This is a genomic window from Parabacteroides merdae ATCC 43184, assembly GCF_025151215.1.
Classification (GTDB): domain Bacteria; phylum Bacteroidota; class Bacteroidia; order Bacteroidales; family Tannerellaceae; genus Parabacteroides; species Parabacteroides merdae.
The window spans coordinates 4,314,410-4,337,692 of record NZ_CP102286.1; the positions used below are offsets into that span (position 1 = coordinate 4,314,410).

Genomic DNA, 23,283 nt, shown 5'->3' on the forward strand with positions numbered 1-23,283 from the left:
CTGTCGGACATTCACCTGTTTGGTATGGGGATATCCATTATCTGAATTCCGGTGATTGGGTGGAAAGCCTTACGGCTTTTGTCGAAAATGAACAAGGTGAATAGAATATTGTTTTTTATAATAAGGAGGGATACACAGCGGATGAAATGCAACCTTCCTGTTTACACTATGCCGAAGTGATATGAAAATATTGTTTATCATACAGGGTGAAGGCCGGGGACATCTGACTCAGGCACTTTCTCTCCGTCAGAAGCTGACGGACGAAGGCCATCAGGTGGTTGGTGTCCTGGTTGGCAAAAGTCCTGCCCGCCGTCTTCCAGATTTCTTTAGCAAGAAGATCGAAGCGCCTGTCTATCCGTTTGAAAGTCCCAACTTCCTGCCTTCCGCCCAAAATAAACAGGTCAACCTGGTCAAAAGCGTAGCTTATAATGTTTTCCGGTTGCACAAATATATGTCGAGTATCCGGTATATCAACCGGATGATAAAGGAGACAGGAGCAGATGTGGTCATAAACTTTTATGAGCTGTTGACCGGACTTACTTACCTGTTTTGCCGGCCGAAAGCTGTCATGGTCTGCATTGCGCACCAGTACTTATTCCTGCATCCGGACTTTACTTTTCCGAAAGAAAATCGTCTGTCGCTTGCTTCCTTGAAGTTCTTTACCCGCATTACGGCTATCGGAGCTGCTAAGAAGTTGGCGTTATCTTTCCGTAAGATGCGGGAGGTTCCGGCCGACGGGATCGTGGTGGTTCCTCCTCTTTTGCGTAAGGAGGTTTTAGAAATGACACCGACAAAAGGGGATTATCTGCATGGCTATTTATTGAATAGTGGATTTGGTGAAGAGATATGTTCCTGGCATAAGGTACATCCGAGTGTCGAACTGCATATCTTTTGGGATAAAAAAGAGGTGCTTCCTGAAGTGAAAGTTGATTCCCGTCTTTCTTTCCATCAATTGAATGATACACTGTTTGTCCGTTATATGGCAGGAGCGAGGGCGTATGCCACGACTGCTGGGTTCGAGTCTGTTTGTGAAGCGATGTATTTGGGTAAGCCTGTTTTGATGGTTCCGACGCATATCGAACAAGCTTGTAATGCTTTTGATGCCGTTCATGCCGGGGCCGGCGTTATTGCGGATCGGTTCGATCTGGATGCTTTGTTGCAACTGTCGCAAACGCATCAGCCGGATCTTGCTTTTTCTCATTGGGTGAAGCAGGCGGATTGGTTAATCCTGCGTGAGTTCCGCCCGGACTTATTGATGGAGGAAACACCTGCTTCCCTATGGCATCGCTTGTCTACCCGTTGGATATACCGGTTTGGAAAATCGTTATCGATTTGATGGCGGTTTTTTGATTCATGATTTGACAGATTTGAAACATGAAAAAAGATCTATCGGTGAATTAACAGACAAGGCGCAGCCTTGTCTGTTAATTCACCGATAGATCTTTATTTTAAGGTTCAAATATTCTTATATACTATTTCAACGCCTGCTCGATATCCGCAATGATGTCGTTTGCATTTTCGATGCCGACAGACAGGCGGATCAGGTCGGGAGCTACGCCTGCTTCGATCAGCTGTTCGTCCGTCAACTGGCGGTGTGTATGGCTGGCGGGGTGGAGGACACAGGTACGGGCGTCCGCTACGTGGGTCACGATGCAGATCATCTTCAGGTTATCCATAAAGCGGATCGCATCTTCGCGGGAACCTTTCAGGCCGAAAGCGATCACGCCACAAGTCCCGTTCGGCATGTATTTTTGTGCCAGCTCGTAATATTTGTTGCTCTTTAATCCGGGGAAGTTCACCCAAGCGACCTGCTCGTTTGCTTCGAGCCATTCGGCAACCTGTTGGGCGTTCTTGCAATGTTGAGGCATACGCAGGTGCAAGGTTTCGAGTCCTAAATTCAAGAGGAAGGCGTTCATCGGAGCCTGGATGGAACCTAAGTCACGCATCAACTGTGCCGTTGCCTTTGTCATATAAGCCATCTTGCCGAAAGCTTTTGTGTAGGTCAGGCCGTGATAGGATTCGTCCGGGGTTGTCAGGCCGGGGAATTTGTCGGCATGTGCATCCCAGTCGAAATTGCCGCTGTCCACAACCGCACCGCCTACGCTTGTCGCATGGCCGTCCATATACTTGGTTGTAGAATGCGTCACGATATCGGCTCCCCATTCGAACGGGCGGCAGTTGATCGGCGTAGCGAATGTGTTATCCACGATCAGAGGCACACCATGACTGTGGGCGATACGGGCAAACTTTTCGATATCGAGCACACTCATGCCCGGATTGGACAAGGTTTCGCCAAACAAAGCCTTTGTGTTCGGACGGAAAGCAGCCGATATTTCTTCTTCCGAAGCATCAGGGTCGACGAATGTCACTTCGATGCCTAACTTCTTCATTGTCACGCCGAACAGGTTGAACGTTCCACCGTAGATCGTGGACGAGCAAACCATATGGTCTCCGGCCTGGCAGATGTTGAATACGGCATAGAAATTGGCTGCCTGTCCGGAAGATGTCAGCATGGCGCCTACGCCACCTTCCAAAGCGGCGATCTTGGCTGCGACAGCATCGTTTGTCGGGTTTTGCAGGCGGGTATAGAAATATCCGCTCTCTTCCAAGTCGAACAGTTTGGCCATCTGTTCACTGGTGTCATACTTGAATGTCGTGCTCTGATAGATGGGCAGGACGCGCGGTTCTCCCTTTTTCGGTTGCCAGCCTCCCTGCACGCAGAGGGTTTCCGGCTTTAATGAATTGTTCATTATGATAATGTTTTACTATGTATTTGTTATTATCCGGCAAAAATAAGGAATAGTTTGTTTGTATCACAATATCTTCTTCTGTAAAATACGGAACCAAATGAATGCGACGATCCCTTTCAGCATACTGGAAATGCTGATTGCCCACCAGACACCGGTAATGCCCAGCCCCATTGCTGTCAACCCGATCGCCATTGGGATACGAAGGCTGTTGAACGTGATGCTGATGATGGCGGGTGGGAGCGTGCGGCCCGTACCGTAGAATAATCCCTGCATTGTTATTTCCAGCATCATGAACAACATAGAGTAGCCGTCGATGCGAAGGAAAACGCCTCCTGCCTCATAAGCGGCCTTTTCGGGTATGATCAGTGAGAATACTTCGCTGCCGAAGAACACGAAAAGCAACGTACAGAAGATTCCGAACAGGGCAGTCATTTTCAGTGTCGTATGGTAAGCACCCAGGACACGTTCTTTTTTCCGGGCGGCAAAGTTTTGCGCCACGAACGTGCTTAGAGCCGTGCTGAATCCTTGCGAGGTATTCCAGGCGATCGCTTCGATCTGTCCGCCGGCTGTCATCGTCATCAGTCCGATATGTCCGCCATAGGTGGAGGCCGTGCGTGCCATCATCAGGTTGATAACGGCAAACAGACTGTTTAGCAGTGCTACGGGAAGCCCCAACTGAAAGATTCGTCTGCTGTAGCGGCTTTTCAACCGGATGAGGAAAGGGAATCCTCCGAACAGCCGTTTTTTCTTTTTCAGGTAATAGATAAAGATGGCCAGTACGGTCGCTTCCGACAACCAAGTCGCACAAGCCGCTCCGTTTGTTCCCATTCCAAACCCGAATATAAACAACGGATCGAGTACCATATTCATGATCAATCCGCTACCGCTGACATAGAACGGGATTTTACTTAGTCCAGCCGCATTATAAATTCCGGTACAGGCGGCTGCCAAGAAAATGAACGGAAACCCGGTTGCCACGATCTTGAGATAAGATACTGCTGTGCCGGAAATTTCTGTGTCGAGCTTGAAGAAACTGATGATCGGATTTGCCAGGACGAACAGCAGAAATCCCCAACAGACGGAAATCATAAGGGCGATCGTCAGGTTGTGGGAGGCAAAGGCGCGGGCATCATCTTCCTCACGGGCTCCGATGCTTTGTGCCACGCTGACTTCCGAACCCACTTTATTCAGATAGGAGATCGAAGTCGTCATCCACGTCAGGATACCGACAGCTCCGATAGCGGCTACCGCTTCGCTACCCAGACGCCCTACCCAGGCCATATCGGTGATACTGTAGGCCATTTGTATAAACGAGGTTCCCATGATGGGAAGCGCCAGGTTGAACAGTTGCTTTTTAATAGGCCCTTCTGTCAGATTTTTTGTTCCTTGCATGTTTGTTTATTTAATTCGGGGACAAAGATACGATGTTTTCCGCTGAAAAGATGTCGGCATGCAGCATGCCGGGGAGCTTTTGCCTGAAAACAGCCTCTACATGCCTCATGCCGGGATGTTTTTGTTGGAAAACAGCCTCGCATGTTTCATGCCAGCTTCTCTATAAACAAAAACAGCCTGTCGCGAGTGGCGGCAGGCTGTACGGATAAAAATTAGTATCAGAAATTGATGTTTACCCCGATCATCGCGCTGAAACTCTGCATCGGATAGCCGTAATAGAGTTCGTATTTCTGGAACAGGACGTTGTTCAGTTTCAGATACAGCCCGAAGGTGTCATTTAGGGTGTAAGTTCCGGTCAGGTTGAGTTCGTTGATGTTTTTCATCTTTTCACCTTCCGATCTTCCTAAGAACGTCTTGCGGCCGGTTGCTAAATAATAATCCAAAGAAGCAGTTACTTGGCTGATCGGACGGACGGTGATGCCGGCTGTCAATTCCATTTCGGGTTTGCCGTAAGCATCTTCGATATCGTCGACGTTCCAACTATTGTAGACACCTTTCAGGTTGATGTCGAATAATTGCTGATAGCTATATTTCAGATTGACACCGCCGAACGCATGTTTTGCATTTGCTTGCAAAGCTCTACTGGTATTGGCAAAAATATCGCCTTGCACACTTGGAGCAAGGAGCGTCGGAGCAAAGAAAACTTCATCACTCGTGATCTTATATCCCCCGAATACATCGAACCAGAAACCGGGAGCGATACCGCTTCTGATACCGACCGTCCCATCCAGATAGTTACGGGAAGGAAGCAGCTCCATCGTCGGGTTGATATAGCGGTTGACCTGCGAAATTTCGTACATGCTGTTTGAGTAGAGTTTGCCACCGGCAACCAGGTAAAGCTCGGTTTTATCGGCAACTTCCACGTCAGCCGTAATATTCGGGGAGGCCATGAATTTGCTGTTGTCACCGGTCACGAACATGATGTTCGCACCTAACTTCAAATTCCAATTGTCTCCCGACACTTTGTAATAAGGCGAAAGAGTTGCTTCGGCATGGTTTTCAAATTCCAGATATTCCTGTCCGCCCATTGTCGGCAGGCTGTAATTGAAGTATTCTACGTTTCCTCCTAATCCGATGCGCTGTTCACCGCCGAAACGGGCGTTCAAATCAAACTTTACGTCGAACGTATGTTCCGTAGGTCCGTCCTGCTCCTTGCTTAACGCATATTTATGGGAGAAGTTGGTATATCCGAGATCTAACAGATAGCCGACAGGAGCGTCTTCTTTCGATTCGACTCCGATCTTTGCCTGGATAGTCTGGTTTACCTGATTGGTCTCACGGTCGAAATTTTCCGGAACTAATGTTACTGATGATTCGGGACTGTAAACCGGTAGCCCGTAGTAATTGAATGCGGAGTATCCGTATTTGATCCCCATGTCCAACGATAGTTTTTCAAATGCGTGTTTGAAGTTGAGTCCACCTAAGTTATCATTCAATTTGGCCTTAACCTTGTCGAAGTCCGTATCGATATATTTCACCTTCCCGTTCGTCGAACGATGGGAGAACCAGATATTCAGCTTATCCTTGTCCGTGCTCAGGATGTGGTAGCCTAAGTCGCCGTTCAGGTTCAGATACGTACCGCCGCCGAAGTTGAAATAACCGCGGCGTTTGTTGTACTGGATATCCGTCATGATATTGCCTGAAGGCAGGAGGCTGATCTCCTTCTCCGGATCGGCGGGGACGGTGAAAGTCGCGTAGTCGATCGCCATCTTCTTGACAACCGGTTCTTTGATGACCGGCAATGTGTTCACTTTGCTGGCATCCTGTACGGTCGGGTCATATTCGCGTTCAAGCGTCATTTCCCGGTTCAGGTTTTTTTCCTTCGTTTTGTCTTCCTGTGCGCTGACGGTTGCGACACTCCCTAACAGGGCCATCACACACAGTGCTTTGATGTTGTATATTGTCTTCATCACTTTTTCTTAGTTCTTAAGTTTACCCAATCTATTTTCTATCATACCGGCGATATCGTCGTCACCTTTATAATTGTTCTGCAGGCTGGTGAGGTATTGACGAGCCTGGAAGTCATCACCCTGGCGGATATAGATGTCGGCCAGCAGGATAAATCCGCGAGCCAGCCAGTATTGGTGAGGCGTACCGTTCTCAATGAAGTTCATGAGCACCTTTTCGGCATTCTTGTCATCGTTGGTATCGTAATATAGTTGGGCCAACAGATATTTGGCCTCCGCACCGTGTACCGTACGGGTATCTTTGCTCAATTCTTTCAGGTCGGCAAGCGCCTTGTTCGCCTGTTTTTGGGCGATATAGGCTTTAGCACGTACGTAACGGGCTTCGGCTTCCAGTTCGGGAGAGAGCTTCGGTTCTTTCAGCAATTCGTCTGCCGCCAGAAGGGCATCCTTTTGCTGTCCCGTCTGCAAGGCGCAGCGCATGATGCCTAAACGGGCGGCCTGTCTGTTCTCCGGATTCTCGGCTACGATCTGCAAGCGTTTGAAGCTTTCCAATGCGGCCGGATAATCTTTGCTCAGGTATTCGATTTCGGCCGTGCGGGCAACCGATTCTTCGAGGAACTTGGTGTCGCCGCTGGCAATGACCGATTTGAACCGTTGGATGGCTTCGTCGAACTCTTTCTTGGCAAAAGCGATGCTACCTAAGTAGAAGTTGGCATTCGAACTGAACGCCCCTTCGGGGAATGTTTGCAGGTAGTTGATCAGGCTACGGCGAGCACCGTCGTTGTCACCGCGCATGAAGAGTTTTTCGGCGGCGATATAGGTCAGCGAATCCTGTTCGCCTACTTCCAAGCGGATGTTGCCGCCTATGGAGTTCACATAGCTGGCATAAGCATTGATATCGTTGAGGTCGATATAAACAGACTTCAAATCCTGCAATGCGATTTTAGCTTCTTCGCTACCCGGATAATTGCTGATCACCTGCTTGTAGGCGGCGAGCGCCTTTTCCGGCTGGTTGTCGTTGTAGTATAGTAAACCGAGCTGGATGCCTGCTTTACGTGCCAGGCTGCTCAGAGGAAATTCGCGGATCAGCTTTTCGAACGCCTGTGCGGCGGAAGAGCTGTTTTCGAGCAAGACATAAGAGCGTCCTTTCTCGAACAACGCATCGTCTACATATTGCGATTCCGGATATTCGCTGATCAGGCGGTCCATTGCGCTGATCTTGCCTTTATAGTCTTTCTGCAACCCTAACAGGAATCCTTTCTGGTAGATCGAGTAATCGCCAGCGGAAGGAGACAACTGGGCTGCACGTGAATAGTTTTCTTCTGCCAGACTGAACTGGCGGTTCTGATACAGGCAATCGCCGATACGGTTGTAAGCGTCAGCCAAAGAAGCGGCCTGCCGATTACTTTCCAGGTCGACATATTGGCGGAAACGGTTCAGGGCCGCACTGTAATCCCTCAGTTTGAAATAGCTGTAACCTAAGTTATAATAAGCCAGAGCATACATGTCCGTATTGCGCTGGCGCGTATTGTTCAGATACGTGCGATAGTCCGATATCGCGTTTTCATATTCTCCCATGCGGTAGTAGGATTCGCCACGCCAGAAATAGGCGTCGTTGCGGGCTTCCATATTATAAGAACCGAGCTGGATTGCCTGGCTGAACAAACTAACGGCGTCATCCAGCTTGACATTGGCAAAAGCCTGTGTTCCGAGTTGGAAAAGGATGTCCTGTTTGGCTTCCAGTATCTTGGTGCTCGGATGTTTGATCTTGTTGATTGATTTCAAAGCGGCTTCGTAGTTTTTGGTAGTCAGGTAGACTTCGACCAGATAGTCGTTCACCTTGTCTGCGTATTGCGAGTTAGGAAAATCGTTCAGGAAGTCTTCGAAGATCGTCACCGACTCGCCGAACCCTGTAAATGCCGTTTCGTGGATGAGCAATGCGTAGTTGTACATGGCGACTTCCTTTATCTGTTTGTCGAATGAAGAGGTGGCAGCAGCCTCGAATGCCATGCGGGCATTGTTTTTGTCGCCTAACTTCAGGTAAGACTGTCCGAGATAGAGATAGGCGTTCTGTGTCAGCTCGTCGTTCTGGCGTACGGTCCGGCTCAGGGCGTTGACCGTATTGCTGTAATTCCCTTTATTGAAGTAGCATACACCTAAAATGTACAGATCGCTGCGGAGCGGGTTTTCCGTAGATGAAACATATTTGCTCAACATCCGGATCGCTTTTTCCTGGTCGCCTAAATGATAATATGAATCACCGACGATCCGGTACATCTCGCTGTTGTTCTTGCTATCGGGATATAGAGAGAGAAGCTCTTCACCTTCTTTCACTACCTTTTCGTATTTGCTCTGGATAAAATAAATCTGTGCGATGTAGTATTGTGACTGCTCGCGGTATTTCGGGCTCTCTTTCAGACGGGAAAACTCGATCAGAGCATTGTTGTAATTCCCCATCGCGTAGTCGATGTAGGCGACATAATAGGTCGAGGCTTCCTTATATTTGTCTCCGACCTGCTCGATCCGTGCGAAGTAGCCGCGGGCTTTTTCCATCTCACCAGTCTGCAACAGCGAATAAGCCAGACGGAAAGAATAAGCCTCCTGCTGTTCGGGACTTAACATGTCGATATCGGCTTCGTTGAACCAGAAAATAGCTTTTTCATATTCACCGCGTTTGAAATGTACGGAACCGATCATGTAACCGATCTCGTCGCTATGGCGGGAAGCTGGATATTCTTCCAGATAGTCTTTTAGCAACTCGTCTGCATTAGGGCGTCCCTGTTCATAAGCGGCATAGACCAGCATATAGTCTGCCTCTTGGATCAGGTCGGCATTCGTGGAATGCTGTTTGTAAGCCTCCAACTTGTCAATGCAACCGGCATAATTTTTTAAACTAAACAACTCTTTCCCTTCTACAAATAGGCGATCCGGTGCATCAAACTGGTACGACCGCTGCCCGTATGCGACATGACTCCCCACCACTATGCACAGTGGAATAAGTATTCTTTTCATCACTCCTTAGCTTTTATAATACAGATATATATATAAATATAACGGTATATGTTGGTTCTAAGTTGCAAATATAAGAAATATATTACTTTATATAGCGGTCTACTGCTTTTTTGATAGATTGCAATCCGAAATCGTCCGAATTCAACTGGTTGGCTGGCAGAATAATGATCTCGGCTGCATCGTCTTCAGCTTTTGCTCCGTCGAAGGATTCGGTCAGACATTCGAAGAACATATCGACCGTATGTACCTCGAAGCCGGAATAGGGATAAAGATTGGGAATGGAAAAGAGATAACGGCAGCCGGCGATGTCAAGTCCCGTTTCCTCTTTCACTTCCCGGTGGGCTGCATCTTCGGCTGATTCATACATATCGACAAAGCCTCCCGGCAAGTCGAGTGTCCCTTTAGCGGGTTCTTTGGCACGACGTACCAACAGCAGTTCTCCTTTTGAATTGCGGATGAAGCAGGCGACAGCCGAGGAAGGATTGAAATAATAGACGAACCCACAAGTTGTGCATTGTTTGGCTTTCTCGTTGCGTTCCACAAATGTCCTGGCTCCGCATTTCGGACAATACGTAAATTGATGTAAAGGATGGGACATGATATTTTATATTTAATAGTCAGGCACGGATTACACGGATTTCACTGTTCTAACAAACTGTGCAATCCGCGAAATCCGTGCCTGAAATAGCTTTGTGTTTTTATTACTTCACTTCCCAACCCAGTGCGCTTGCGCCCAATACGGCTGCATCGCTTTCTTTCAATTGGGAGAATAATAATTTTGTCTTGCCTTCGAACACTTTCAACATGTTCTTTTCCATTGAACGTTTGATCGGATTCATAATCAGATCTCCGGCTTTAGTTAGGCCTCCGAACAGGATGATCGCTTCTGGGCTGGAGAATGCAACGAAATCAGCGAATGCTTCACCCAGGATGTTACCTGTGAATTCGAAGATTTCCAAAGCCAGCTTGTCATTCTTCATTGCTGCGTCATACACGTCTTTGGATGTGATTTCGTCCGGATCCAATTCGCGAAGCAAGCTGTCATCCTTACGGATTTCCAGAAATTCGCGTGCCGTACGGGCAACTCCTGTAGCAGAAGCATATGCTTCCAAACAACCTTGACGACCACAACCACAAGGACGTCCGTTATTACGACGCATGATCACGTGACCTAGCTCGCCTGCAAATCCATCATGCCCGTAAACCAGGTTACCGCCGATTACGATGCCGCTCCCGACACCTGTACCTAATGTGATCACGATAAAGTCTTTCATACCGCGGGCAGCACCATACGTCATTTCACCGATAGCAGCTGCATTCGCATCATTTGTCAATGCCACGGGCACACCACCCACCTTTTCGCTGATTAACTGAGCCAAAGGAATTTTACCTTTCCAAGGAAGGTTTGGTGCAAATTCGATACAACCGTTAAAGAAGTTACCGTTCGGAGCTCCTACACCTATACCTTTTATTTTATCTACACCGCCTGCCTGGTCGATCACTAATTTCAGGCCATTTGCAAGTTCGCTGACATAATCGTCGACATCAGTATACTTTCCGGTTTTAATTGAACTACTGTACAAGATCGTTCCTCTTGCATCTACTACGCCAAAAACAGTATTGGTACCACCTATATCGATACCTACTACATAAGGCTTCTCCATGATTTTATATTTTAGATTAATAATGCTTTTTCTGGAAAGCAAATATAAGAGGAATCTGGTAAGGTACAATGATTTTATTCAAAAAAAACCGAAATGGACGTGAATATGTTACCCGATATGTTATTTAGCAGGTAAAATTTCAATCCAATAATCGTCTGGATCATTGATGAAATACAAGCCCATCTCGTTATTTTCGAAACAGATGTATCCGAGTTCTCGGTGATATTCGCGTACCTTGTCATAATCGCCGGCTACACGGAAACAGAGATGGCTTTCATTGTCTCCCAATTCGTATGCTTCTTTCCGGTCGCGAAGCCAGGTCAGTTCCAACAGAAATCCTGTCTCGTTGTCTGTCAGATAAACCAAGGTGAACGAACCGTCTGTCGCTTCCTTGCGGTGATGTTCTTTCAAACCAAGCGCTTTTCCATAAAACGCAATACTTCTGTCCAGATCCAAGACATTGATATTAAAATGATCAAATCTGCTCTTTATTTCCATTTTCTCTCTATTTTTTTATTTTCTATTTTCAAATGTCTGTCCCTTCTCCCGGAACGGATATCAACGCATACCGGCAACCACGCAATTCCGCGTAAGGTCTGAAAGCAACCACCTCCGCCGGACGATCCCAAAAATGCATCGGTACAAAGATATTGGTTTTGATATGATCTACAAACTGTTGTGCACCGCGCATGAAGTCGGTCCCGATACGCGGATCGACCGGAAACATGGTAGCATCTAGCTTGTCGGTCGCCTTTGCCAAATCACCTAATTCTTTCAGATAATTTTGTTCTGCTTCTGCGACTTCTTCGGGAGTCGATTCGTCTTTCCAGTGCCAGTTATTTAGGTCGCCGGCATGGAAAAGGCGTTTCCCTTCGGCTTCGATCAGGAAGGATATGCCGGAGTCTGTTGATCCGAATGCCTTGATCCACAGGTTATGATCTTCATAAGAATCTTCTTTTTTGAGATAGATCGCATCTTCTTTCCCTGCCCGGTTCCTTTTCAAAATATCTTTGCCGAAAAGATAGACGATATCTTTTTTGTATGTTTTCCATCTCAAAACCTCCGGATTGAAATGATCCGGATGGAAATGGGATGACAATACATATAATGTACCCGCACGATTCAATAGTTTCTCATGCACGAAACCTTTTTCCGGTGACCTCCCTGTGTCTTTATAATAATCGATCAAAATGGCAAATTCGTCTGCCTCGATAGCAAAACCACTATGGTAGATATAAGTAAGTCTCATGTATATTTTCCTTTCTTTTTATAAACAAAACACGGAAGGTCGCATTCTTGTTGTGCAAATCAGCGTTCGTTTGCGTCCGGTCAATGCTGATTACGATATTACAACTTTATTTCCAGTTGCTCCATCATCACCCCTGTCTTTCGGCGTGCATCGGCCACATCCAATCCGCGTGCCAGCAGCACTGCCATACGGCGATGTCCGTGGACTTCCGGTTTACCGAAGAAGCGCATTTGGGTGTCCGGCTGTTCCAAGACCTTATCCAGGTTGCCTAATGAAAGTTGGTTGCTGTCCCCTTCGACCACAACAGCACGCGAAGCGCCTGCACCGTGAAAAGCTATGTTCGGGATCGGTAGGCCTAATATAGCACGGGCATGCAAAGCGAACTGCGAAAGATCCTGCGTGATCATTGTGACCATTCCTGTGTCATGCGGACGGGGAGAGACTTCGCTGAAAATGACATCTTCGCCCTTAACAAACAATTCGACCCCGAAAATACCGCGGCCGCCGAGCGCCTCCGTGATTTTGCCTGCAATTTCGCGTGCCTTTTCTTTGGCAACCGGGTTCATTGCCTGTGGTTGCCAGGATTCACGATAGTCGCCGTCAACCTGTACGTGTCCGACCGGTTCTAGGAATGATGTGCCTCCAATATGACGGACGGTCAACTGGGTGATTTCGTAATCGAAATCGACAAACCCTTCCACGATCACTTTTCCGGCGCCGGCACGTCCGCCTTCCTGTGCATAGTGCCAGGAGCGGTCGATATCTTCTTCTTTACGGATAATGCTTTGTCCGTGTCCGCTCGAGCTCATGATCGGCTTGACGACACATGGCATTCCGATAACTTTGACAGCCTCGATAAATTCTTCTTCTGTCTCGGCAAAACGATAAGGAGAGGTCGGCAAACCCAATTCCTCGGCAGCCAGACGGCGGATGCCTTCGCGATTCATAGTCAACCAGGTGGCACGGGCTGTCGGGATGACATGGAATCCTTCTTTTTCCAGTTCCATCAACGTCTGTGTTGCGATGGCCTCCACTTCGGGAACGATATAATCTGGTTTTTCTTTTTCTACAATCTCGCGCAAAGCGTCTCCGTCCAACATCGATACGACATACGAACGGTGGGCGACTTGCATGGCCGGAGCATCTGCATATTTGTCCAAAGCGATTACTTCCACTCCATAACGCTGTAATTCAATTACAAATTCTTTGCCTAATTCGCCAGAACCGCAGAGCAAAACTTTCGTTGCGGTAGCCGACTTCGGTGTTCCTATTGTTACCATATTTATTGAATGTATTATATTTCTTTTGTTCATAGGTGCAAAGGTACAGTAATATTGGCAATTGACAAGTGGTTCTCAATAGGGGATTTCCGAATGGATACAAGTGTAATCTGTTTTCGACATTGTAGAAAATAAAATAGATGCAAATCTGATTAGGTTTCCATGCAGATGTAAATGTCGTTTTCTACAAAGAAATATATACCTATGTGAGGTTAATTTGGGTTAAATATAAGTACCTTGTGATACAAGGTATCTTGGTAAAGCATATATTTGTGGCAGTTAATGACAAAATATTTTTCTATTTATGTAACGATTTCGCAAAATGTTCGTCTAATAGATAAAAGTAACAACAAATATGATGATTCATCTGGAAGGAATTAACAAAACGTATTTCAACGGTGCGCCGCTGCACGTTTTGAAAGGCATAGACCTGGATATAGAGAAGGGAGAGATGGTGTCTATTATGGGCGCGTCCGGATCGGGAAAATCCACACTGCTGAATATCTTGGGAATACTGGATACATACGATACGGGCACTTACACCCTGAACGGGCAGTTGATCCGCAATCTGAGCGAAACCCGCGCGGCGGAACTGCGTAACCGGATGATCGGTTTCATCTTCCAGTCCTTTAATCTGATTTCATTCAAAAATGCGATGGAAAATGTTGCCTTGCCCCTGTATTACCAGGGTATAAGCCGGAAGAAACGGAATGCTATGGCGTTGGAATATTTAGATATGGTCGGGCTGAAAGACTGGGCGGAACATATGCCGAACGAAATGTCCGGCGGGCAGAAACAGCGTGTTGCCATTGCCCGCGCCCTGATTGCCAAGCCGCAGGTGATCCTGGCGGATGAGCCGACCGGAGCGTTGGACAGCAAGACGACGGTCGAGGTGATGGAGCTGCTCCGGAAAGTAAACCTCGAAGGGCTGACGATGGTGATCGTGACGCACGAACCTTCCGTGGCCGAGGCAACCGACCGCATTATCCGCGTGAAAGACGGTCTGATAGAAACAATAGAAAAAGGATTGGGACATGTTTGACTTTGATAATTTCCGAGAAATATGGAGTACGATCCAAAAGAATAAACTCCGTACCTTCCTGACCGGCTTTTCCGTAGCATGGGGGATTTTCATGTTGATTGTCCTCTTGGGGGCAGGAAACGGGATGAAGAACGGGATCATGTCGAACTTTCGCAACTTTAGCCTGAATCGGGTGGAGACATGGCCGCGCTACACGAGCAAGCCGTACAAGGGAATGCAGATGAACCGGAGGATCGAATACAAAGATGAAGATCTGATTGCCATCCCTCGCGAAAATCCCGAAGTGGATTTGATCACGGCGAGTATCAGCCGGAGCGATACGCTTTCCTACGGAGACGAATATAATGCCTATTCCCTGAACGGAGTGCACCCTTCGAAGGCGGTGATTGACAATATCGAAATGACGGTAGGAAACGGCCGTTTTATCAATGATATAGATGTAAAGGAAAAAAGGAAGGTGATTGTCTTGAGTCCCCGCATGAAAGAAGTACTTTTCAAAGGCGAGGACCCGTTGGGCAAATATGTGAATGCCGGAAGTGTCGCATACCAGGTTATCGGTGTCTATAAGGCGGAGGACAACGACAACAACGCGCCGGCCTATATCCCTTTCAGTACGGCGCAGACCTTGTATAACGCCGGCTACGGACTGGATGAGATCATCTTTACGGTGAAAGGTATTTCCACGCAGGAAGAATTTGACGCTTTCGAGAAACGTTTCCGCCAGCAGATGGGAGCGCGGCATAAGTTCGACCCCGAAGACCGGCGGGCGATCGGTATGTGGAGCACGCTCGAAAACTTCATGATGCTGAATGGGATGATGAACGGTATCGCCCTCTTTATCTGGGTGATCGGCATCGGGACACTGACTGCCGGGATCGTAGGCGTGAGCAACATCATGCTGATAACGGTACGTGAGCGGACGAGGGAGTTCGGCATCCGGAAGGCGATAGGGGCGACTCCGTTCTCCATCCTGAAACTGATCATTGTCGAATCGATCCTGATCACGGCGGTGTTCGGTTATTTGGGGATGATCTTAGGAATCGGGTTGACGGAAGGAATCAATTCGGTCATGGAGATGATGAATGCCGGAAAGAATGTTTCACAGGATGACATGAGTATCTTCCTGAACCCGACGGTGAACCTCAGTGTGGCGTTGTCTGCTACGGCCTTGATCATCGGAGCAGGTGTGTTGGCAGGCTATTTCCCTGCCCGCAAGGCGGTCAAGATCACGGCGATCGAGGCCATGCGCAATGAATAATTGGTAATTGAAAATAGAAAGATTATGTTCATATTTGATATAGATCGCTGGGTGGAAATATGGGTGACGATCACCCGTAATAAAACCCGTAGCCTGCTGACCGGCTTCGGTGTGTTCTGGGGCATCCTGATGCTGGTGATCCTGTTGGGTTCCGGCAACGGTTTTAAGAATGGCGTGTTGAAGAACGTCGACGGTTTTTCGACGAACTCCGCATTCTTCTTTTCCGAACGGACCGGCGAACCCTACAAAGGGTATAAGAAAGGGCGTTACTGGCAGATGCGCAACCGCGACTTGGAGACGATCCGCCAGCGTGTGAAAGGAGTGCGCTATCTTTCGCCGATGATTATGCAATGGGGCGGACAGAATAATGTAGTGAGAGGACAGAAAGCTGGTACATATAACGTGCGTGGCGTCTATTCTGAATATTTCAATATCGAAACGCAGCATATCTTGGCGGGACGCTTGTTAAATGAAATCGACATGATCGAAAAGCGTAAGGTGTGCCTGATCGGTAATATCGTGCGCGAAGTCCTTTTTGCCCCGGATGAAGATCCGATCGGACAGTACATACGGGTGAATGGCATCTATTACCAGGTAGTCGGTGTGATCAAGCCGAAGCCCCGTGCCCAGATTGGCGGGCGTACGGAGGAAAGCGTAATGATCCCGTTTAAGACGCTCCAGCAGGCTTCCAACCAGGGAGACAAGTTCTGGTTCCTCTGTGCGACGGCCGACGACGGTTATTCCTGTGATAAGATGGTGGAAGACATAAAGACGGTCCTGCGTTCGCAGAACGAAATTTCCCCGACGGACGAACATGCTATCAGCAGCTTTACGATAGCCAAACAGTTCGAAACATTCGATATGTTGTTCACCGGTATTAATATTCTGGTTTGGCTTGTCGGTATCGGAACTCTGCTGGCTGGTATTATTGGGGTTAGTAATATTATGATGGTGACAGTTCGGGAGCGGACACGCGAGATCGGAGTGCGCCGTGCGATCGGTGCGAAGCCTTTCGATATTATATCGCAGATCATGAGTGAGAGCCTGCTGTTGACATCCCTTGCCGGGTTGATCGGGCTTAGCGTGGGGGTATTCCTGCTCGATGTGGTGAACAATGCGATGGCAAGCGACGGAGATGTGTCTAACGACACGTTTTTTTCCAATCCCGAAATCCATATCGGGACAGCGGTGGCAGCTACCGTAATTCTGTTGTTCAGCGGTCTCCTTGCCGGATTGATCCCGGCCTGGCGTGCCATGCAGATCAAGGCGATAGATGCTATCAGGGAAGAGTGAATTGGATTTCAGATTTATGATTTATAATTTGTGTCTACGTATAAATCATAAATATTTCCATTGTCAATTAATAAAAAAGTATAGTTATGAAGAATCGTATCGTAAAAAAAGTCCTGCGGATCATCTTTTTGGTATTTGTGGGAGTTGCTGTTGTCGGCACTTTCTATTTCTTGTGGAAGAAAGCGCAACCTGTCATTACCCTCTATGAGTTGGTTACCCCTGCACGTGACACGATTGAGACGAAGACCGTGGCGACCGGAAAGGTCGAACCTCGTGATGAAGTCCTTATCAAACCGCAAATGTCGGGTATCATCTCCGAATTGCTGAAAGAAGCTGGACAGATGGTGAAAGAAGGGGAGATCATTGCTCGTATCAAGGTTATTCCTGAAATGGTTCAGTTGAATAGTGCCGAATCGCGTGTACGGGTGGCGAAGATCAACCTCGAACAGATCAGTGCTACCTTCAAGCGGGATAAAGAGTTGCATAAACAGGGGGTTATCTCCAAAGAAGATTACGAAACATCTCTTGCCAACTATAAAAAGGCGCAGGAAGAGGCAGAGAACGCTCAGGATGCTCTTGAGATTATCCGTGAAGGTATCTCTAAACGGTCTGCCGCTTCCAGTACGACACAGGTTCGTTCTACTATCACCGGTATGATCTTGGATGTGCCTATCAAGGTCGGTAACTCGGTGATCCAATCGAATACTTTCAACGACGGTACGACGATCGCTACTGTTGCCGATATGAGCAATATGATCTTTAGGGGGAAAGTAGACGAGACGGAAGTCGGCCGTATCCATGAAGGAATGCCGATCAAATTGACGGTTGGCGCTATGGAAAGCCGCACGTTCGATGCTGAACTGGAGTATGTGGCTCCTAAAGGTGTGGAAGAGAACGGGGCTGTGCTGTTTGAGGTGAAGGCAGCCGTGCATATGCCAGGCGATGCCTTTATCCGTGCCGGCTACAGTGCCAACGCCGAGATTGTGTTGAAGCGTGCGGAGAATGTATTGTCCGTACCCGAAAGCTGTGTCGAGTTTAGCGGTGATTCTACTTTCGTACAGGTAGTAAAAGCGGAAAAGCCGGAACAGAAGTTTGAAAAGCGTGCCGTTAAGGTAGGTTTGTCCGATGGTATCAAGATCGAGATTAAGGAAGGTCTTGCCGAAAACGAAAAGGTACGCGGGGCGATTGTCGATCCGAATAAGAAATAATTGTAAACGATAAAATGATGAGAAGCCAATTAATAATAGCTACGACTTTGTTTCTTTCCGGTACTTTTGCTTGGGGGCAGGAACTCTCCAAACGATGGTCTTTGGAAGAATGCATCCGTTATGCAATTGAGCATAACATCGATCTGAAGCAAAAAGAGCAGGATCAGGAAAGCCGGAGAGTAGAATTGCATACCAGCAAGTTCAGTTGGTTGCCCGATCTGAATGCCAATGTCGGACAGAACTTCGACTTTGGACGTTCTCCTTCCAAATCAGGTGTGATTGTGGATCAGAACTCGGCTAATACTTCGGCATCTGTCTCTTTGAGCATGCCGATATTCGACGGCTTGCGTATTCCCAACGATATCGCTGCCCGCAAGCTGGACTTGAAAGCGGCTGTCGAGACTTTGAATAAGGCGAAGGAAGACTTGTCGATTAATGTTGCTTCCTACTATTTGCAGGTTTTGTATAATAAGGAAGTCCAAAAGATTGCCGAGTTGCAGGTTGCGCTGAGCAATGAGCAGGTCGTGAAAACCGAAGCATTGGTAAAGAACGGGAAGGTTCCCCTTTCCCAGTTATACGATATGAAAGCGCAGCTAGCGAAGGACGAAGTCTCGCTGACCGAAGCGCGTAACAATGTGAAACTGGCATTGCTCGACTTGACGCAAAGCCTCGAACTGGAACGCGACGGTGAAAATTTCGATATCGTAGTCCCTGAAATAGAAGATGCGGTTGAACAGTATATGGGCAGCATCCTTCCTCCGGACAATGTCTATGATCATGCTGTCGCTTTCAAGCCGCAGATCAAGGAGCAGGAATTTCTCTTGGAAAGCCAGAAGAAAATGCTGAAAGTGGCTCGGGCAGGTTATTATCCGAAACTGAATTTCGGCGCCAGCTACAGCAACGGCTATTACCATTATTCCGGTGATGGCGAATATACGAATCTTCCTTTCAGCGACCAGTTGAAGAATAACGGGCGTAAGACGATCGGGTTCAGCTTGAGTATCCCGCTGTTCAACCGCTTTCAGGTTCGTAACAGTGTCCGCTCCGCCCGTATCAATATCCGGAACCGGGAGTTGATGATGGAGAATACGAAGAAGGTGTTGTATAAAGAAATCCAGCAAGCCTACTACAATGCGACTGCTGCCCAGGAGAAATATACCGCATCCGACAAATCTGTCCTCGCTAGCAAGGAGGCTTTCTCTTATGCCGAAGATCGTTATGCCGCCGGTAAGAGTACGGTTTTTGAATACAGCGAAGCCAAAACGAAGTATGCCCAGAGCTTGTCCGAACAGGCTCAGGCCAAGTATGACTTCATTTTCCGCACCAAAATCTTGGACTTCTATAACGGCACACCAATAACACTATAACATATTTAGGTTAGACACATTTGTTTAAGAAAAAGAAGGTCTCTGCGATGGAAACCTTCTTTTTGTTCTTATATTTGTCCGAGAGATTATGATTTACAATTCAAGGACCATGAAAGTATAATCGTTTAATGGAGTGGATCTAATATTAATACCTAGAAAAACATATTATGAATGCAAGATTTGTGACATTAGTTTTGCTGCTATTCGTTTGGCTGGAGGGGGACAGCGTTTGGGCCCAATATCTTCCCAAACTTTATCAGGTTTTCTCTCCCGACAAAAAGTTGAAGATGGCTATTCAGCGACATAACGACGGTTTGCTGACCTACACTTTTGCAGCTAATAGAGAAATATTGATCAAAGAATCTCCGCTGGGTTTCAAATTGGAATCACAGGAGACGGTTCCTTCTTCCGGTTGGAAAATAGAGAAAGTATCCGACCGGAAAGTACGGGATGAATGGAAACCGCTTTGGGGTAAACGGGCTGTGGTTGAAGATCATTTTAATGAATTGGTGATCGATTTGGTGAATCCGGCCGGACAACCGGAGCGGATGCAGTTGGTTGTCCGTGGATATAATGACGGCTTTGCATTCTGTTATAAAATACCGGATGGAAAAGGACCGTGTGTAAATGTGCAGTCCGAATTGACGGCCTATAACTTTGCAGGAGATTATACGGCATGGTTCTATAATGGCGAAAATCATAATATAGGACCCGAAAAGTTGACGGAAACAGATGGAACCCGTTTGCCGGTGATGACCGTGAAGGCGGGTGATAAACATTATATGGCAATCCATGAAGCCTGCCTGGAAACAGGAGCACCTCTTGTTTTACAATCTAAGGGGGGGGAATCGCTCTTTTCGGTCGCTTCCAAGCCGACCAGTCTGTCGCCGGGATATACATCAGCCTGGCGTGTCGTTTTGTATGGGACGACACCTGGCGTGTTGACCGATTCCCATTTGTTGGAGTTGCTGAATCCGGATCCCGACTCTCGTTATGATTTTTCGTGGGTGAAACCGGGGTTGGCTGTCTGGGACTGGCGTATCAACGGAGCTGTGTGGGATGGATTTACATACGGGATGTCTTATCCTTCCTGGGTACGAATGGTCGATTTCGCTGCCGAGCAGGGTTTCAAATACCTGGTGTTGGATGCCAATTGGTATGGACCGGAATTCGAATCGGATTCCGATCCGGTTAAAGGAGAAAAAGCGCAGGATGTGCAACGGCTGTTGAAATATGGAAAAGAGAAAGGTGTCGGAATCTGGCTTTATCTGAATGATGTCGGAGGTCGGAAATATCCGATAGAAAAGACCTTGAAACAGTATGGGGATTGGGGAGCAGCCGGGGTTAAATACGGTTTTATGAGCGGAACACAAGAAGAAAAGAACCGGTGGACGAAAAAGATCACGGAGCTTTGTGCTCAAAATCACTTGTTGGTCGATTTCCATGACGGTCCGGTTCATCCATACGGACAAATGCGTACTTGGCCGAACGCTGTGACACGCGAATATTGCCATGCCCAGTTGGACGGACATCATGTGTTCGAGCCTAAAACATTTGTGACGACCGTTTTCGTCAATATGGTTGCCGGTCCGATCGATATGAACAACGGAATGTTTGACCTTCGCCAAGGGCATACGACACGTGTGGACGAGAGTCAGCCGGTTCCTTCCACACTGGTTTCGGAAGCTGCCCGTACGTTGATTGCTTTTTCTGGCGTGACTATTTTGCCGGATATTCCAGAATACTACCGGAAGTACCCGGCTTTGTTGAACTTCCTGTCTGCCCAAAAGATGCCGTGGAAAGAGAGCCGTACCCTGGCCGGTGAAATCGGGGAGTATATCGTGATGATGCGTGAAACGGAGGATGCCTACTTAGTCGGTGCGGCCACGAATGAGTCCGGAAGGACGATAGATCTGCCTCTTTCTTTCTTGGAAAAAGGAAAATATACTGTTGAAGTCATCGAAGACGGCGACGATGCCCACTATCTGACAAACCGGGAAAGCTTGAAAGTTACGACTTGGCAACTGACAAACAATGATAAACTGGCATTGAAGTTGGCACCGGGCGGTGGTGCGTGTCTTGTTATTAAGAAAACTCCGTCCATGCGTGTTGGTGAGCAAGCGGCTTTTCCGCTTGTCAGCCCTTCCTGGAAAATTGGTCGAGAATAATTACTTCATACTTAATCTGAACGAACCTAATCAGATTGCGAACACTAGCTGGATCAAGCCCGGACAGGTAATTCGTGAAGTTACATTGACAACGGCTGGCAGTATGGCTTGTATTGATTTTGCCGCAGAAAACAATATAGCCTATGTGCTGTTTGATGCCGGTTGGTATGGGGCGGAAGAAGATGTGAAATCGGATGCGACCACCGTTACGGTTGATCCGGCCCGTTCGAAAGGACCGCTTGATTTGCCTAAAGTAATAGAATATGCCAATTCAAAAGGAGTTGGAATACTGGTTTATGTGAATAAAAAGGCACTGCATCAGCAACTGGATGAAATTCTGCCTTTATATAAGAAATGGGGGATCAAAGGTGTAAAATATGGTTTTGTGAATGTGGGCGACCAATACGCTACGGCATGGTTGCATCAGGCAGTACGCAAAGCAGCCAAATATGAATTGATAGTTGATATCCACGACGAATATCGTCCGACGGGTTATTCACGCACGTATCCGAATTTATTGACTCAGGAAGGTATCCGCGGTGACGAAGAAAGCCCGTCGCTAGACCAAGCCATCTATACATTATATAATCGCATGATTTGTGGAGCTGGTGATTATACCAATTGTTATTTTGCGGAAAGAGTCACGGAAAAGATGGGAGGACGTGCTGCCCAGTTGGCTAAATTGGTCGCTATTTATAGTCCTTGGCAGTTTGTCTATTGGTATGACCGCCCCGAAAAATCACCGAGGCGAGCCGGTGGCGCAGGCTCTGCCGAATCTGTGATCAAAACAGATGCCGCAACTCGTTTTTATAATTCTATTCCGACCGTATGGGGCGAAACCCGCTTCTTGGATGGAGAAATGGGCAAATATGTTGTGGTCGCCCGCCGTTCGGGGTCCGATTGGTATGTAAGCATGTTGAATGCCGGAGACAAGAAACAAATCTCCTTACCCCTTGATTTTCTGAAAAACAGAAAGGGCTATACCGCCACACTCTATTATCAGGCTTCCGAGGAGAAAAAGGATGTCGTCGATACCAAGAAAATCAGGTTGGAGAACCGCAATGAGGTTATCATTGATTTGGTCGGTAATAGCGGCTGTGTGCTGCATTTTTCGATTCTTAATTTCCAATAGATTTATTTCAAATTACGTGGTAAGCCGGAGGAAATGTTCCTTCTCCGGCTTTCTTTTTATTTATCTGTTATCGGCTTCTTTTTTCCGATAAGAGGAAGGAGATATTCCCATGACTTTGGTGAAGACACGGGAAAAATAGGCCTGCTCCTCGAATCCGAGCCGCATCGCAATTTCGTTCAGTTTCATATCCGTAAGTTCGATATACTGACAGGCTTTCTGTATTTTTAGGCGTGTAAAGTAATTGATGGGGGAAGTACCCGTTTCTTTCTGGAATAAGGTGGAAAAGTGAGATTCCGAATATTTGAAATATTCCGCTAAATCTTTTAAGGTCAGATTGGTTTCCACGTGTTCTTGTAAGTAATAGATAACTCGCATCGAGAATGAATTTTCTTTGTGGGTCGGAAGATCGATATGGCGGAACTGTTCCTGAAAAATGAAAGTTGAGAGAAACGTATATAAGCACATGGATGAATAAGCCAGATATTCTTTTATGTAACCTCT

The 23,283-nt window shown here is 47.4% G+C and carries 18 protein-coding genes and 1 pseudogene; 9 read left to right on the forward strand and 10 right to left on the reverse strand.

Features of this window, described 5'->3' with window-relative positions:
- Positions 1-17: 17 nt before the first annotated feature.
- Both NQ542_RS17890 and NQ542_RS17495 read left to right on the forward strand, forming a co-directional pair.
- Positions 18-185 (forward strand): annotated as a pseudogene (locus tag NQ542_RS17890) (UDP-2,3-diacylglucosamine diphosphatase); the annotation flags it as partial.
- Entirely contained in the window at positions 182-1,336 is a 1,155-nt protein-coding gene (locus NQ542_RS17495) for a glycosyltransferase family protein (protein ID WP_005637221.1), read from the forward strand. The pseudogene NQ542_RS17890 and the gene NQ542_RS17495, both read left to right, overlap by 4 nt.
- A 136-nt stretch (positions 1,337-1,472) precedes the next feature.
- On the opposite strand, the gene NQ542_RS17500 is transcribed toward NQ542_RS17495, so the two are convergent.
- The 9 genes from NQ542_RS17500 to purT form a co-directional block, all read right to left on the reverse strand.
- Positions 1,473-2,750: an O-acetylhomoserine aminocarboxypropyltransferase/cysteine synthase family protein gene (locus NQ542_RS17500; protein ID WP_005637217.1), complete on the reverse strand. Its 1,278-nt coding sequence runs from the start codon at positions 2,748-2,750 to the stop codon at positions 1,473-1,475.
- Positions 2,751-2,813: 63 nt separating this feature from the next.
- Positions 2,814-4,142, reverse strand: coding sequence for an MATE family efflux transporter (locus NQ542_RS17505; protein ID WP_005637216.1), 1,329 nt, complete (start codon positions 4,140-4,142; stop codon positions 2,814-2,816).
- Positions 4,143-4,360: 218 nt separating this feature from the next.
- Positions 4,361-6,112 carry a TonB-dependent receptor gene (locus NQ542_RS17510; RefSeq protein ID WP_005637211.1) on the reverse strand — a complete coding sequence of 584 codons (1,752 nt, stop codon included), beginning with the start codon at positions 6,110-6,112 and terminating at the stop codon, positions 4,361-4,363.
- A gap of 9 nt (positions 6,113-6,121) precedes the next feature.
- The gene (locus NQ542_RS17515; RefSeq protein ID WP_005637209.1) at positions 6,122-9,121 is read right to left on the reverse strand and encodes a tetratricopeptide repeat protein; all 3,000 of its coding nucleotides are present in this window, start codon (positions 9,119-9,121) and stop codon (positions 6,122-6,124) included.
- 82 nt (positions 9,122-9,203) lie between these two features.
- Positions 9,204-9,719: an NUDIX domain-containing protein gene (locus NQ542_RS17520; protein ID WP_005650444.1), complete on the reverse strand. Its 516-nt coding sequence runs from the start codon at positions 9,717-9,719 to the stop codon at positions 9,204-9,206.
- Between the two features lie 103 nt (positions 9,720-9,822).
- Positions 9,823-10,785, reverse strand: a complete 963-nt coding sequence (locus NQ542_RS17525; RefSeq protein ID WP_005637207.1) for an ROK family protein — start codon at positions 10,783-10,785, stop codon at positions 9,823-9,825.
- A 120-nt stretch (positions 10,786-10,905) separates the two neighbouring features.
- Positions 10,906-11,283, reverse strand: a complete 378-nt coding sequence (locus NQ542_RS17530; RefSeq protein ID WP_005637205.1) for a VOC family protein — start codon at positions 11,281-11,283, stop codon at positions 10,906-10,908.
- A 28-nt stretch (positions 11,284-11,311) separates the two neighbouring features.
- Positions 11,312-12,034: an MBL fold metallo-hydrolase gene (locus NQ542_RS17535; RefSeq protein WP_005637202.1), complete on the reverse strand. Its 723-nt coding sequence runs from the start codon at positions 12,032-12,034 to the stop codon at positions 11,312-11,314.
- Positions 12,035-12,132: 98 nt separating this feature from the next.
- Positions 12,133-13,314 carry a formate-dependent phosphoribosylglycinamide formyltransferase gene (gene purT / locus NQ542_RS17540; protein WP_005650442.1) on the reverse strand — a complete coding sequence of 394 codons (1,182 nt, stop codon included), beginning with the start codon at positions 13,312-13,314 and terminating at the stop codon, positions 12,133-12,135.
- A 358-nt stretch (positions 13,315-13,672) separates the two neighbouring features.
- Between purT and NQ542_RS17545 the strand changes: the two genes are divergently transcribed.
- From NQ542_RS17545 to NQ542_RS17575, 7 genes are all read left to right on the forward strand, one after another.
- Entirely contained in the window at positions 13,673-14,356 is a 684-nt protein-coding gene (locus tag NQ542_RS17545) for an ABC transporter ATP-binding protein (RefSeq protein WP_005650440.1), read from the forward strand.
- Positions 14,349-15,614 (forward strand): ABC transporter permease, encoded by a 1,266-nt coding sequence (locus NQ542_RS17550; RefSeq protein ID WP_005637195.1) that lies wholly within the window; start codon positions 14,349-14,351, stop codon positions 15,612-15,614. Before NQ542_RS17545 ends, NQ542_RS17550 begins: the two co-directional genes overlap by 8 nt.
- A gap of 30 nt (positions 15,615-15,644) precedes the next feature.
- Complete coding sequence (locus tag NQ542_RS17555) at positions 15,645-16,907, forward strand: ABC transporter permease (RefSeq protein ID WP_036724415.1); 1,263 nt, start codon at positions 15,645-15,647, stop codon at positions 16,905-16,907.
- Positions 16,908-16,993: 86 nt separating this feature from the next.
- Positions 16,994-18,115 carry an efflux RND transporter periplasmic adaptor subunit gene (locus NQ542_RS17560; RefSeq protein ID WP_005637191.1) on the forward strand — a complete coding sequence of 374 codons (1,122 nt, stop codon included), beginning with the start codon at positions 16,994-16,996 and terminating at the stop codon, positions 18,113-18,115.
- A gap of 17 nt (positions 18,116-18,132) precedes the next feature.
- Positions 18,133-19,482, forward strand: a complete 1,350-nt coding sequence (locus NQ542_RS17565; protein WP_086004233.1) for a TolC family protein — start codon at positions 18,133-18,135, stop codon at positions 19,480-19,482.
- 167 nt (positions 19,483-19,649) lie between these two features.
- A complete protein-coding gene (locus tag NQ542_RS17570; protein ID WP_005637184.1) occupies positions 19,650-21,650 on the forward strand; it encodes a glycoside hydrolase family 97 protein in 2,001 nt (666 codons plus the stop codon).
- Positions 21,589-22,782: a glycoside hydrolase family 97 catalytic domain-containing protein gene (locus NQ542_RS17575; protein ID WP_005650434.1), complete on the forward strand. Its 1,194-nt coding sequence runs from the start codon at positions 21,589-21,591 to the stop codon at positions 22,780-22,782. Before NQ542_RS17570 ends, NQ542_RS17575 begins: the two co-directional genes overlap by 62 nt.
- Positions 22,783-22,842: 60 nt before the next feature.
- Here NQ542_RS17575 and NQ542_RS17580 read toward each other — a convergent pair whose 3' ends face one another.
- Complete coding sequence (locus NQ542_RS17580) at positions 22,843-23,157, reverse strand: helix-turn-helix transcriptional regulator (protein WP_227226067.1); 315 nt, start codon at positions 23,155-23,157, stop codon at positions 22,843-22,845.
- Positions 23,158-23,283: the final 126 nt, after the last annotated feature.

What these genes read in the sequence shown, in the direction of transcription:
- NQ542_RS17495 (WP_005637221.1), top strand. Translation starts at nt 182, where the DNA reads ATGAAAATATTGTTTATCATACAGGGTGAAGGCCGGGGACATCTGACT.
- NQ542_RS17500 (WP_005637217.1), bottom strand. Translation starts at nt 2,750, where the DNA reads ATGAACAATTCATTAAAGCCGGAAACCCTCTGCGTGCAGGGAGGCTGG.
- NQ542_RS17505 (WP_005637216.1), bottom strand. Translation starts at nt 4,142, where the DNA reads ATGCAAGGAACAAAAAATCTGACAGAAGGGCCTATTAAAAAGCAACTG.
- NQ542_RS17510 (WP_005637211.1), bottom strand. Translation starts at nt 6,112, where the DNA reads ATGAAGACAATATACAACATCAAAGCACTGTGTGTGATGGCCCTGTTA.
- NQ542_RS17515 (WP_005637209.1), bottom strand. Translation starts at nt 9,121, where the DNA reads ATGAAAAGAATACTTATTCCACTGTGCATAGTGGTGGGGAGTCATGTC.
- NQ542_RS17520 (WP_005650444.1), bottom strand. Translation starts at nt 9,719, where the DNA reads ATGTCCCATCCTTTACATCAATTTACGTATTGTCCGAAATGCGGAGCC.
- NQ542_RS17525 (WP_005637207.1), bottom strand. Translation starts at nt 10,785, where the DNA reads ATGGAGAAGCCTTATGTAGTAGGTATCGATATAGGTGGTACCAATACT.
- NQ542_RS17530 (WP_005637205.1), bottom strand. Translation starts at nt 11,283, where the DNA reads ATGGAAATAAAGAGCAGATTTGATCATTTTAATATCAATGTCTTGGAT.
- NQ542_RS17535 (WP_005637202.1), bottom strand. Translation starts at nt 12,034, where the DNA reads ATGAGACTTACTTATATCTACCATAGTGGTTTTGCTATCGAGGCAGAC.
- purT (WP_005650442.1), bottom strand. Translation starts at nt 13,314, where the DNA reads ATGGTAACAATAGGAACACCGAAGTCGGCTACCGCAACGAAAGTTTTG.
- NQ542_RS17545 (WP_005650440.1), top strand. Translation starts at nt 13,673, where the DNA reads ATGATTCATCTGGAAGGAATTAACAAAACGTATTTCAACGGTGCGCCG.
- NQ542_RS17550 (WP_005637195.1), top strand. Translation starts at nt 14,349, where the DNA reads ATGTTTGACTTTGATAATTTCCGAGAAATATGGAGTACGATCCAAAAG.
- NQ542_RS17560 (WP_005637191.1), top strand. Translation starts at nt 16,994, where the DNA reads ATGAAGAATCGTATCGTAAAAAAAGTCCTGCGGATCATCTTTTTGGTA.
- NQ542_RS17565 (WP_086004233.1), top strand. Translation starts at nt 18,133, where the DNA reads ATGAGAAGCCAATTAATAATAGCTACGACTTTGTTTCTTTCCGGTACT.
- NQ542_RS17570 (WP_005637184.1), top strand. Translation starts at nt 19,650, where the DNA reads ATGAATGCAAGATTTGTGACATTAGTTTTGCTGCTATTCGTTTGGCTG.
- NQ542_RS17580 (WP_227226067.1), bottom strand. Translation starts at nt 23,157, where the DNA reads ATGCGAGTTATCTATTACTTACAAGAACACGTGGAAACCAATCTGACC.